This window comes from Azospirillum largimobile (genome assembly GCF_977007025.2).
Genome location: NZ_CDRMUA020000003.1, coordinates 293,479 through 304,865, shown reverse-complemented (window position 1 = coordinate 304,865; position 11,387 = coordinate 293,479). Strand labels below are relative to the sequence as shown.

The following is an 11,387-nucleotide window of genomic DNA, read 5'->3' as shown; positions in this document are numbered from 1 at the left end:
GACAATGATCACGCTCCTTCCGCGGCTGTCGATCCGCGCCACGCTTGGCCTTGTCGTCGCCGCGCTGGGCCTGCTGCTGATCGCCACCAGCACCTACACGATGATCGACGTGGTGAACCGGACGCGCACCGCCGACAGGGTCGCCGCGCTCAGCGAGACCAGTCGAGAGTTGCTGCGCACGCTGCTGGCGATCCGGCTGGAGCGCGGGCTGGTCGGACCGGCGCTCGGGGCCGAAGGATCGCTCGGCGACACCGAACTCCGCCAGATCTCCACGAACCGCGAGGTGGCGGAGGCCGGCTACGCCGCCATCGCCGCCAAGCTGGGCGGGCTCGACCTTCCCGGCCTGCCGGCTGCAACGGAAAAGCTGCGCAGCACGCACGACACGCTCGCCGAATTGCGTCGACGTGTCGACGATGCCCTCCGGCAGGGCAAGTCGGCGCGTGATCCGTCGGTGGCCGCGGCCTGGGCGACGGCGCCGGTCGCCTATCTCGACGCGCTGACCGCCGCCACCGATCTGCTGGACGCGTCTCTGAAGCTGGCCGATCCGATGGTCGATCACCTGCTGGGCATCAAGCGCGCCGCCTGGAACACCCGGCTGAATGCCGGCGGCATGGCGCTGCGCATCCAGACTGCGGTCGCCACCGGCCAGGCCTGGACCGCGGCCGACGCGCAGGCGGTGGCGGAGGCTATCGGCCGCACCACCCAGGCCTGGACCCTGGTGACGGAATCCGCCGCCCGTCCCGACACGCCCGACACCATCCGCAGCGCGGTCGAGAAGGCCAAGGTGAATTTCGAAGGTCCGCTGGTCGAACAGCGCAAGGCGGTGCTCGCCGCGCTCGCCGAAGGACGCAAGTCGCCGGTGGAGATCGGCACGATGCGCCAGCAGGACACAACCAGCCAGGGCTATATCGTCGATGCCGCGCTTGCCGCGGTGGACCGGATGGTCGCCCGTGCCGATGCGCAGGCTGCCCATGCCACGCGCGACGCCGTCATTGCCGGCCTTCTGGTGGTGGCCGCCATCGCCCTGACCATCGTCGGTCTGATCGTCGCCAAGCGCCGGGTGAGCGACCCGATCCGCTCCATGACCGACGCGATGCGCCGGCTGGCCGACCGCGACATGGCGGTGGCGATCCCCGGACTGGACCGCAGCGACGAGATCGGCGGCATGGCCGCGGCCGTCACGGTGTTCCGCGACAGCATGATCACCGCCGACCGGCTCGCCGCCGAACAGGCGCGCGAACAGGCTGCCAAGGAAAAGCGCGCGGCCCATCTGGAAGCGCTGATGCGCGACTTCGACGCCAAGGCGATGCACATCGTGGAGACCGTCGCGTCGGCCGCCACCGAGATGCAGGGCACCGCCGGGGCCATGTCCACCACGGCCTCCCAGGCCAGCGAGCAGGCGACCGCCGTCGCCGCGGCGTCCGAACAGGCCTCCACCAACGTCCAGACGGTGGCGTCGGCGACGGAGGAACTGTCGGCCTCCATCCTGGAGATCGGCCGACAGATCGCCGCCTCCACCCGCATCTCGGGCGAAGCGGTGACCCAGGCCGAACAGACCAACACCACCATGCGCGTCCTGGTGGAGGCGGCCGACCAGATCGGCCATGTGGTGGAGATGATCAACACCATCGCCGCCCAGACCAACCTGCTGGCGCTGAACGCCACCATCGAAGCGGCCCGCGCCGGAGAGGCCGGCAAGGGCTTCGCCGTCGTCGCCGGCGAGGTGAAGGCGCTGGCCAGCCAGACCGCGCGCGCCACCGACGAGATCCAGGCCAAGGTGCGGGAGATTCAGCTCGCCACCGGCGGCGCGCAGGAGGCGATCCAGGGCATCGGCCAGACCATCGGCCGCATCAGCGAGATCACCACCACCATCGCCGCCGCGATCGAGGAGCAGGGGGCGGCGACCCGCGACATCGCCAGCAACGTGACGGAGGCCGCGCGCGGCACCACCTCGGTGTCCTCCACCATCGTCGGCGTCAATCAAGCGGTTCTGGAAACCGGCTCCGCCGCCACCGACGTGCTGGACGCCGCCAGCAGCCTTGCCCGCGAGGCGGAAACCCTGCGCGGCGAGGTCACGTCCTTCATCACCGCGGTGCGCGCGGCGTAACACCAGACAACAGGGCGGGCCAGCGACGGCATCAGGGACGGCCGCTCCGCTCCCTGCCCGCCCCCGCCAGCATGGTTTCCTGCACCGCCATCACCGCCGCCCCGATCACCCCGGCGCTCTCCACCTCCGGCACATACTGGATGTCGAGATGCCGGGTGGAGAGGGCGAGCGAGCGCTGGTAGACGCTCTGCCGGATCGAGGCTAGCAGAAGCGGGCCGATCCGGGCGACGCCGCCGCCGATGAAGATGTGCGACGGGTTGAAGAAATTGACCACAGCGGCCAGCATCCGGCCGATATGGGCGCCGGCCTGCTGGACGATGGCGTTGGCGGCGGCGTCGCCCGCCCGGCTGGCATTGCCGAGATCGACGGTGGTCAGTGCGCCGTTGCGCTCCAGCACCTCCATCAGCCGCGGGCTTTCCCCGGCACGGGCAGCCTCTTCCGCCATGCGGGCGATGGCCGGGCCGGCCGCCATTGCCTCGACACAGCCGGCATTGCCGCAATGGCAGAGCGGTCCATGCGGATCGACGCAGATATGGCCGACGTCGCCGGCCGAACCGTCGCGCCCGCGGTAGACCATGCCGTGGCAGATGATGCCGCAGCCGATGCCGGTGCCGATCTTGATGACCAGGAAGTTCTGAAGCTGGCCGCGCAGGCGCCAGTGGGTGCCCAGCGCCATGATGTTCACGTCGTTGTCGACGAAGACCGGGGCGGCATAGTCCTGCGCCAGACAATCGCGGATCGAGAAGCTCTCCCACCCCGGCAGCAGCGGCGGGTTGACCAGCATGCCGCTGTCGAAGGCGACCGGCCCCGGCACGCCGACCCCGATCCCCAGCACCTGCGCGGCACCGATCCCGCAGCGTTCCCGCGCCTCGCGCAGCAGATCTCGCACGCGTGCGAACAGGACGGCCGGGCCGTCGCGGACGTCGGCCGGTTCCGACCGATGGTCCAGCACCGTCATGTCCGGCGCGAGCAGAGCCACATCGACGCTGGTGGCGCCGATGTCGATCCCCGCCAACACCCCCATGCGGTGGCTCAGCCGCAGCACCTCCGGCCGCCGCCCGCCGGACGAGGGCTGCACCCCACCCTCCTCGATCAGCTCGCGCCCGATCAGGCTGGATATCGCCAGGTTGGCCTTGCTTTTGGAGAAGTCGACGGAGGAGGCCAATTCGCCGCGCGACAGCCCGCCCGACCAGAACAGCCGCTCCAGCATGGCGCGCTCGCCGTCCGACAGACGTTGCCAGTCAACCATCGGCGTGTGCCTTTCTGAACATGGGGAGTTAGACCCCCACCTAACCTCCCCCGCTGAGCGGGGGAGGGACTGCCGCTGAGCGTCGACAAAGCTCAAATCCCCTCCCCCGCCCAGCGGGGGAGGGTCAGGGTGGGGGCATTCGGAGCCGACACCACCACATCCACCTCCCTACCACACACACCCCACTTTTGCCAAATTATGTTCGAAGTCGTCCATTGTCTGTCCAAAGCGACGAGCTTACCATCCGCTTAACAGACGAAGCGGCGTCTTCCGGGACGACACGCTCCGCAATGGGAGAAACGTCATGGACGGCATCCGCCCCGCCACAACGCGGCCGGTGGACAGGCCGTCAGGGGGTGCGGAGCCATGAGCCTGCATGTCGCCTTCGACGGCATCACCAAGGAATTTGGAGCCGTGCGCGTGCTGCACGGCGTCGGCTTCGACCTGCATCCGGGGCGGGTGCATGGCTTGCTGGGCGAGAACGGCGCCGGCAAATCGACGCTGATGAAGATCCTCTCCGGCTATCACGCGCCGACCGCCGGCACGCTCAGCATCGATGGTCAGCCGGTGACCTTCAAAAGCTCCCGCGACGCCGAGAAGCGCGGGATCGTGCTGATCCACCAGGAACTCAGCCTTGCCGACGACCTCACCGTCGCCCAGAACATGTTCCTCGGCCACGAGATCAAGCGCGGCTGGCTGCTGGACGACCGCGCGATGCGCGAACAGGCGGCCCACGCCCTGCGTCAGGTCGGCTTCGACCGCGACCCCGACACCAAGGTCCGCGATCTGATCGTCGCCGAGAAACAGCTGGTGGAAATCGCCAAGGCGCAGCTGCGCAACGCCCGCCTGCTGATCATGGACGAGCCGACGGCCAGCCTGACACCATCCGAATGCGACCGGCTTTTCAAGCTGATCGGCCGGCTGCGGCAAGACGGCGTCACCATCGTCTACATCTCCCACAAGCTCGACGAGGTGGAGCGCATCACCGACGAGGTGATCGTCATGCGCGACGGCCGCTTCGTCGCCCGCGCCCCCACCGCCGAGACGCCGCGCCAGCGCATGGCGACGCTGATGGTCGGGCGCGAGTTGACCGACATGTTCCCGGACAAGCACATCCCGGCCATCGGCAAGCCGCTGATGGCGGTGCGCGGACTGACCGTCCCCGGCTGGGCGGAGGATGTCAGCTTCGACCTCGCTCCCGGCGAGATCCTGGGCTTCGCCGGGCTTGTCGGCGCCGGCCGCACCGAACTGTTCGAAGGCATCCTGGGCCTACGCCCGCGCAGCGGCGGCACCATCGAGATCGAAGGCCGCCCGGTGTCCTTGCGCACCCCGCGCGAGGCGATGCGCAACGGCCTGACCTATCTCAGCGAGGACCGCAAGGGCAAGGGCCTGCACGTCAAGATGGGGTTGCGCGACAACCTGACCCTGATGACGCTGCGCCACCACGCCCAGCCGCTGCTGTCGCCGGCGTCGGAGGCCAATGCACTGGAACACGCAGTGGCCAACTTCGGCATCCGTGGCGATCCGCAAGGGGCGGCATCGTCCCTGTCCGGCGGCAACCAGCAGAAGCTGGCCATCGCCAAGTTCCTGGAGCCCGACCCGCGCGTCTTCGTGCTGGACGAGCCGACGCGCGGCGTCGATGTCGGCGCCAAGCGGGACATCTATTTCCTGATCGCGCGTCTGGCCGCCGAAGGGCGCGGCGTGATCGTAATCTCATCCGAACTGATCGAACTGATCGGGCTCTGCCACCGGGTGATCGTGATGCGCGGGCGCCGGGTGACCGCGACCGTGCCCGCCGACCGGCTCAGCGAAGAGGAGTTGATTGCCCATGCCATCGGGACAGATGCCAGCGGGACCGACGTCGGCACCCACACCCGCAACTGAGGCCCGCGCCGTGTCCACTGCCAAGCCGGCGCGCCGGTTTGATCCGCACCGCTTCGGCCCGGTCATCGGGCTGGTGCTGCTGCTGATCGTCGGCACGGCGCTGAACCCGGATTTCGCGACCTGGGACAACATGATGAACGTGCTGACCCGCACGGCCTTCATCGGGATCATCTCCATCGGCATGTGCTTCGTCATCATCTCCGGCGGCATCGATCTGTCGGTGGGGTCGATGGCGGCGCTGATCGCCGGCGGGATGATCCTGCTGATGAACGCGCTGGCCGCATCGGTCGCTTCGCCGGTCGCGGTGGTGGCGCTCGGCATGCTGTTCGCGCTGCTGCTGGGCGGCGGCTTCGGGCTGGCGCACGGCTATCTGGTCACGCGCGGACGGATCGAGCCCTTCATCGTCACTCTGGGCACGCTCGGCATCTTCCGCGCCGTCCTGACCTGGCTGGCGGATGGCGGCGCCATCACGCTGGACAACGACCTGTCGGAGGCCTACGGCCCGGTCTATTACGGCAGCCTGCTCGGCATTCCGGTGCCGGTCTGGGTGTTTCTGCTGGTGTCGGTGGCGGGGGCCGTCCTGCTGAACCGGACCGCCTTCGGCCGCTATGTTCAGGCCATCGGCTCCAACGAGCAGGTGGCCCGCTTCGCCGCGGTGGATGTCGACCGGGTGAAGCTGCTGACCTACGGCCTGCTCGGCGTGTGCGTCGGCATCGCCACGGTGCTGTATGTGCCGCGCCTGGGCTCCGCCTCCCCCACCACCGGTCTGCTGTGGGAGTTGGAAGCGATTGCCGCGGTGATCGTCGGCGGCACCTCCTTCAAGGGGGGCGAGGGGCGCATCGCCGGGACGGTGATCGGTGCGGTGCTGCTGTCGGTCATCAGCAACATCCTGAACCTGACCAGCATCATCAGCGTCTATCTGAACGCGGCGGTCCAGGGCTGCGTCATCATCGCCGTCGCCTTCCTGCAGCGCCGGCGTCCTTAAAAACGATAAGGAGGAGAAACGTCATGTCGGAAGTTGCGCGTTATTCCCGCCGTTCAATGTTGGGCCGTCTTGTCTTGGGCGCCGGCATTGCGATGGCGGCGACGGTCGCCCTCGGCGGCGTCGCCTTCGCGGCGGATCCGGTGAAGCTGGGCGTCAGCATCCCGGCCGCCACCCACGGCTTCACCGGCGGCATCGTCTGGTGGGCCAATCAGGCGAAGGCGGAGCTGGAAAAGGCCCATCCCACCCTGAAGATCACCGTCAAGACCGCCAGCGGCGCGCCGGAGCAGGCGAACCAGCTTCAGGATCTGGTGACGGTGACCAAGATCGACTCTCTGGTCATCTTCCCCTTCGAATCCGCCGCCCTGACCCAGCCGGTGCTGCAGGCCAAGAAGAAGGGCGTCTACGTCACCGTCGTCGACCGCGGCCTGACCGATCCGAGCGCCCAGGACGCCTACATCGCCGGCGACAACACCGCCTTCGGCCGCATCCCGGCCGAATACATCGCGAAGAAGTACAACGGCAAGGCCAACATCGTGGCGCTCCGCGGCATCCCGACCACGCTCGACAACGAGCGGTGGGAAGCCTTCACCGCCGTGATGAAGCAGCATCCCGGCATCAAGATCCTGGACGCCAAATACGCCAACTGGAACCGCGACGACGCCTTCAAGGTGACGCAGGACTTCCTGACCCGCTTCAAGGAGATCGACGTCATCTGGGCCGCCGACGACGACATGGCCTTCGGCGTGCTGAAGGCGATCGAGCAGGCCAAGCGCACCGACATCAAGGAAGTGTTCGGCGGTGCGGGTTCCAAGACGATGGTGAAGACCATCATGGACGGCTCCAACCCGCTGCTCCACGCCGACGTGTCCTATTCGCCGAAGTTCATCTACGACGCCATCAAGATGACCGCCGAAGCCCGCCTGAAGGGCGACAAGCTGCCGGCGACCCACATCATCCCATCGGCGCTGATCACCAAGGAGAACGCGAAGGAGTTCTACTTCGCGGATTCGCCGTACTGAGCGTCGGCGCCGGTTGCCCCCTCCCCGACCCTTCCCCGCTGGTGCGGGAGAGGGTGCCTTCTGCGAAGCGGCGGCAGTCCCCTCTCCCGCGTCAGCGGGGGAGGGTTAGGGAGGGGGCTTCCCGCACGCCCCCATCAGGGAGCCAAAACCCATGAAGACTATCAAAGGCCCCGCGATCTTCCTCGCCCAGTTCGCGGGCGACGCCGCGCCGTTCAACTCGCTGGACGCCATCGCCCGCTGGGCTGCCGGCCTCGGCTTCAAGGGCGTGCAGATCCCGACCTGGGACCGCCGCCTGTTCGACCTGCAGAAGGCCGCCACCAGCCAGACCTACTGCGACGAGGTCAAGGGCACGCTCGCCGATGCCGGGGTCGAGTTGACCGAGCTGTCCACCCACCTGCAGGGCCAGCTGGTCGCCGTCCACCCCGCCTACGACGCGCTCTATGACGGCTTCGCCCCGGCGGAGGTCCATGGCCGGCCCGACGCGCGGCAGGCCTGGGCGGTGGAACAGCTGCATCTCGCCGCCAAGGCCTCCGCCAACCTCGGCCTGACCGCGCACGCCACCTTCTCCGGAGCGCTGGCATGGCCCTATCTCTACCCGTGGCCGCAGCGTCCACCGGGCCTGATCGAGACCGCCTTCGACGAGTTGGGCCGGCGCTGGCGCCCGATCCTCGACGCCTTCGACGAGGCCGGCTGCGACCTCTGCTATGAAATCCACCCCGGCGAGGACCTGTTCGACGGCACCACCTTCCAGATGTTCCTCGACCGGGTGGATGGGCACAGGCGCTGCAACATCCTGTTCGATCCCAGCCACTTCGTCCTGCAGCAGTTGGACTATCTCCGCTACATCGACGTCTTCCATGACCGCATCCGCATGTTCCACGTCAAGGATGCGGAGTTCAACCCGACCCCCTGGCAGGGCGTCTATTCCGGCTATGCGCCGTGGAAGGACCGGGCCGGGAGATTCCGCTCGCTGGGCGACGGGCAGGTCGATTTCCGCGGCATCTTCTCCAAGTTGACCCAGTACGGCTTCGACGGCTGGGCGGTGCTGGAATGGGAATGCTGCATCAAGCATCCGGAGCAGGGAGCCGCCGAAGGCGCCCGCTTCATCCAGGACCACATCATCCGCGTCACCGACCGCGCCTTCGACGATTTCGCCGATGCCGGAACCGACGAGGCGGCCAACCGCCGGATTCTCGGTCTGGGGAAAGGGACATCATGAGCGCGGACCAAACACCCGCGGCCTCCAGGCGCTTGAGGCTGGGCATGGTCGGCGGCGGCCAGGGCGCCTTCATCGGCGCGGTCCACCGCATCGCCGCCCGCATCGACGACCGTTATGAACTGGTCGCCGGCGCCCTGTCCTCCAACCCGGAACGGGCGCGGGCCAGCGGGGCGGAGCTGTTCCTGGCGCCGGACCGCTGTTACGACGACTTTCGCAGGATGGCGGCGGCGGAGGCGGCGCGGTCCGATGGCATCGACGCGGTCGCCATCGTCACGCCGAACCACCTGCATCACCCCGCCGCCAAGGCTTTCCTCGAGGCCGGCATTCACGTCATCTGCGACAAGCCGCTGGTCCACACGATGGAGGAGGCGGAGGAACTGGCGGCATTGGTGCACAGCCGCGACCTCGTCTTCGTGCTGACCCACAATTACAGCGGCTACCCGATGATCCGGCAGGCCCGCGCCATGGTCGCGGCCGGGACGCTGGGTAAAGTCCGTGTGGTGCAGGCCGAATATGCCCAGGACTGGCTGGCGACCGATCTGGAGGCCAGCGGCCAGAAGCAGGCCTCCTGGCGCACCGACCCGGCGCAGAGCGGCATCGCCGGCTGCATCGGCGACATTGGCACCCACGCCTTCCATCTGGCGGAGTTCGTGACCGGCCTGCACTGCACCGATCTTGCCGCCGATCTGACCGCCTTCGTGCCCAACCGGCGGCTGGACGACAACGCCCACATCATGATGCGTTTCGACGGCGGCGCCCGCGGCATGCTGTGGGCGAGCCAGGTCTGTCCCGGCACCACCAACGGCCTGCGCCTGCGCGTCTTCGGCGAGGCGGGCGGCCTGGAATGGCAGCAGGAACAGCCCAACGAACTGCGTTTCACCCCGCTGGGTGAGCCGACCCGCACCCTGCTGCGCGCCGGTGCCGGCAGTCTGCCGGCCGCCAGCGCCATCTCCCGCACCCCCGCCGGCCATCCAGAAGGCTATCTGGAAGGTTTCGCCCAGATCTACCGCGACGCCGCCGACCTCATCGCCGCCCGGCTAGACGGCCGCCCGCCCCCCGCCGACGTGCCCTTGCCGACGGTGGAGGACGGGGTGCGCGGCGTGCGCTTCATCCATGGCGCGGTGGAGTCCAGCCGGCGCAATGCAGCGTGGGTTTCGTTGGTTGACTAGTTCCCTCTCCCAGGACGGGAGAGGGAGTTTAATCGCCCCAAAGAAAGCCGGTCCTCTTCCATGAGGGCCGGCTTTTTGCGTTCGGCCAAGCGCAATGCACAGAACCGGCAAAAGCCGTTCCGATGAGGCAATCAAGCCACCTGCCCTTTCCGTAGCATCTGTTCATCAAGACAACCGGAGCCGGACCAGCCGGCCGGCACGGCCCCGAACGGACTACGCATGACCATCCACGACTTCCACCCGTCGCGCCGGACGGTCCTTTCCGGCAGCGCCGCCCTCGCCGTTGCAGGTGGCGGCGTGCTGAGCGCGCTCACCGGCCCGGCCGCGGCGGCCGGCACGCAGACCGAACGCAAAGACATGATCAAAGGAACGAAACCCATGCTCCAGGGCAGCTACGTCACCACCAAGGACGGCGTCCAGATCTACGTCAAGCAGTGGGGACCGCAGACCGGCCAGCCCATCGTCTTCAGCCATGGCTGGCCGCTGACCGGCGACGCCTTCGAAGACCAGATGATGTTCCTGGCCCAGCACGGCTACCGCACCATCGCCCATGACCGCCGCGGCCATGGCCGCTCGTCGCAACCCGGCTTCGGCAACGATCTCGACCATTACGCCGACGATCTGGCCGCGGTGACCGAGGCGCTGGACCTGAAGAACGCCGTTCATGTCGGCCATTCCACCGGCGGCGGCGAGGTCGCGCGCTACATCGGCCGCCATGGCGTGTCGCGCGTCGCCAAGGCCGCCCTGATCGGCGCCATCCCGCCCATCATGGTGAAGACCGACTGGAACCCCGACGGCGTGCCGATGGAGGTGTTCGACGGCATCCGTGCCGGCGTGAAGGCCGACCGCTCGCAGTTCTTCAAGGACCTTGCCCTGCCCTTCTACGGCTTCAACCGTCCCGGCGCCAAGGTTTCGCAGGGCGCCATCGACGGCTTCTGGATGCAGGGCATGATGGGCGGCCTGCTGGCCGAGTACGAGTGCGTCAAGGCCTTCTCCGAAACCGACCAGCGCGAAGACCTGAAGAAGATGATCGTCCCGACGCTGGTCCTGCACGGCGACGACGACCAGATCGTCCCGATCGCCACCTCCGCCAAGGCCGCCGTCAAGCTTCTGCCGAAGGGCACGCTCAAGGTTGTGGCCGGTGCGCCGCACGGCCTGTGCACCACGCACAAGGACATCGTGAACGAGGAACTGCTGGCCTTCATCCGGAGCTGAGCCATGACCTACCTGTCCCGTCTCGACCTGCACGATGCCGTGCGCAAGGAAGCCGCGGCGCTGCTCCAGGCCCGCCTGTCCGATGCGCTCGACCTGGAAGCCCAGACCAAGCAGGCGCACTGGAACGTCAAGGGTCCGCACTTCCTGCAACTGCACGAACTGTTCGACCGCGTCCATGATGAGGTCGAGGGCTTCGTCGACGTGATCGCCGAGCGCATCACCACCCTGGGCCACATCGCCGACGGCCGGGTGCAGACCACCGCTGCCCGCAGCGCTCTCTACGAATATCCGCTGCAGGCGGTCGACGGCGTGGCGCACCTGAAGGCGCTGGCCGGCGCACTGGCCCAGTTCGGCGCCCGCGTGCGCGCCGACATCGAGACCGCCACTGGCGTGGGCGATGCCGACACCGCCGATCTGTTCACCCAGGTCTCGCGCGAGTGCGACAAGCAGCTGTGGATGCTAGAAGCCCATCTGGTGACCGGCGAATCCGCTGCCTGATCTCCACCGTCACTGTTTCCTTTGACGCAACAGTCATGTTTC

At 68.0% G+C, this 11,387-nt stretch carries 9 protein-coding genes; 8 read left to right on the top strand and 1 reads right to left on the bottom strand.

Annotated elements, in window-relative coordinates; translation table 11 throughout:
* The first annotated feature begins 4 nt into the window (after positions 1-4).
* Positions 5-2,107, top strand: a complete 2,103-nt coding sequence (locus tag ACWPKK_RS19015; RefSeq protein WP_452007223.1) for a methyl-accepting chemotaxis protein — start codon at positions 5-7, stop codon at positions 2,105-2,107.
* Positions 2,108-2,138: 31 nt separating this feature from the next.
* Here ACWPKK_RS19015 and ACWPKK_RS19010 read toward each other — a convergent pair whose 3' ends face one another.
* On the bottom strand, positions 2,139-3,356 hold the full coding sequence (locus ACWPKK_RS19010) for an ROK family protein (protein ID WP_452007221.1): 1,218 nt from the start codon (positions 3,354-3,356) through the stop codon (positions 2,139-2,141).
* Between the two features lie 366 nt (positions 3,357-3,722).
* Here ACWPKK_RS19010 and ACWPKK_RS19005 point away from each other — a divergent pair, with 366 nt between their 5' ends.
* From ACWPKK_RS19005 to dps, 7 genes are all read left to right on the top strand, one after another.
* Complete coding sequence (locus ACWPKK_RS19005; protein ID WP_452007219.1) at positions 3,723-5,240, top strand: sugar ABC transporter ATP-binding protein; 1,518 nt, start codon at positions 3,723-3,725, stop codon at positions 5,238-5,240.
* Positions 5,200-6,225 (top strand): ABC transporter permease, encoded by a 1,026-nt coding sequence (locus ACWPKK_RS19000; protein ID WP_452008208.1) that lies wholly within the window; start codon positions 5,200-5,202, stop codon positions 6,223-6,225. The genes ACWPKK_RS19005 and ACWPKK_RS19000 overlap by 41 nt, the downstream gene beginning before the upstream one ends.
* Before the next feature lie 56 nt (positions 6,226-6,281).
* Positions 6,282-7,244, top strand: a complete 963-nt coding sequence (locus ACWPKK_RS18995) for a substrate-binding domain-containing protein (RefSeq protein ID WP_452008205.1) — start codon at positions 6,282-6,284, stop codon at positions 7,242-7,244.
* A 151-nt stretch (positions 7,245-7,395) separates the two neighbouring features.
* Complete coding sequence (locus ACWPKK_RS18990) at positions 7,396-8,463, top strand: sugar phosphate isomerase/epimerase family protein (RefSeq protein WP_452007217.1); 1,068 nt, start codon at positions 7,396-7,398, stop codon at positions 8,461-8,463.
* The gene (locus ACWPKK_RS18985) at positions 8,460-9,632 is read left to right on the top strand and encodes a Gfo/Idh/MocA family protein (RefSeq protein WP_452007215.1); all 1,173 of its coding nucleotides are present in this window, start codon (positions 8,460-8,462) and stop codon (positions 9,630-9,632) included. Before ACWPKK_RS18990 ends, ACWPKK_RS18985 begins: the two co-directional genes overlap by 4 nt.
* Positions 9,633-10,010: 378 nt before the next feature.
* Complete coding sequence (locus ACWPKK_RS18980) at positions 10,011-10,847, top strand: alpha/beta fold hydrolase (RefSeq protein ID WP_452008202.1); 837 nt, start codon at positions 10,011-10,013, stop codon at positions 10,845-10,847.
* Between the two features lie 3 nt (positions 10,848-10,850).
* The gene (gene dps / locus ACWPKK_RS18975) at positions 10,851-11,345 is read left to right on the top strand and encodes a DNA starvation/stationary phase protection protein Dps (protein WP_452007213.1); all 495 of its coding nucleotides are present in this window, start codon (positions 10,851-10,853) and stop codon (positions 11,343-11,345) included.
* Positions 11,346-11,387 lie beyond the last annotated feature (42 nt).

Bases quoted from the DNA above. Each gene is read 5' to 3' on its own strand.
- dps (WP_452007213.1), top strand. From the start codon at position 10,851: ATGACCTACCTGTCCCGTCTCGACCTGCACGATGCCGTGCGCAAGGAA.
- ACWPKK_RS18980 (WP_452008202.1), top strand. From the start codon at position 10,011: ATGCTCCAGGGCAGCTACGTCACCACCAAGGACGGCGTCCAGATCTAC.
- ACWPKK_RS19005 (WP_452007219.1), top strand. From the start codon at position 3,723: ATGAGCCTGCATGTCGCCTTCGACGGCATCACCAAGGAATTTGGAGCC.
- ACWPKK_RS18995 (WP_452008205.1), top strand. From the start codon at position 6,282: ATGTTGGGCCGTCTTGTCTTGGGCGCCGGCATTGCGATGGCGGCGACG.
- ACWPKK_RS19010 (WP_452007221.1), bottom strand. From the start codon at position 3,356: ATGGTTGACTGGCAACGTCTGTCGGACGGCGAGCGCGCCATGCTGGAG.
- ACWPKK_RS18990 (WP_452007217.1), top strand. From the start codon at position 7,396: ATGAAGACTATCAAAGGCCCCGCGATCTTCCTCGCCCAGTTCGCGGGC.
- ACWPKK_RS19015 (WP_452007223.1), top strand. From the start codon at position 5: ATGATCACGCTCCTTCCGCGGCTGTCGATCCGCGCCACGCTTGGCCTT.
- ACWPKK_RS18985 (WP_452007215.1), top strand. From the start codon at position 8,460: ATGAGCGCGGACCAAACACCCGCGGCCTCCAGGCGCTTGAGGCTGGGC.
- ACWPKK_RS19000 (WP_452008208.1), top strand. From the start codon at position 5,200: ATGCCAGCGGGACCGACGTCGGCACCCACACCCGCAACTGAGGCCCGC.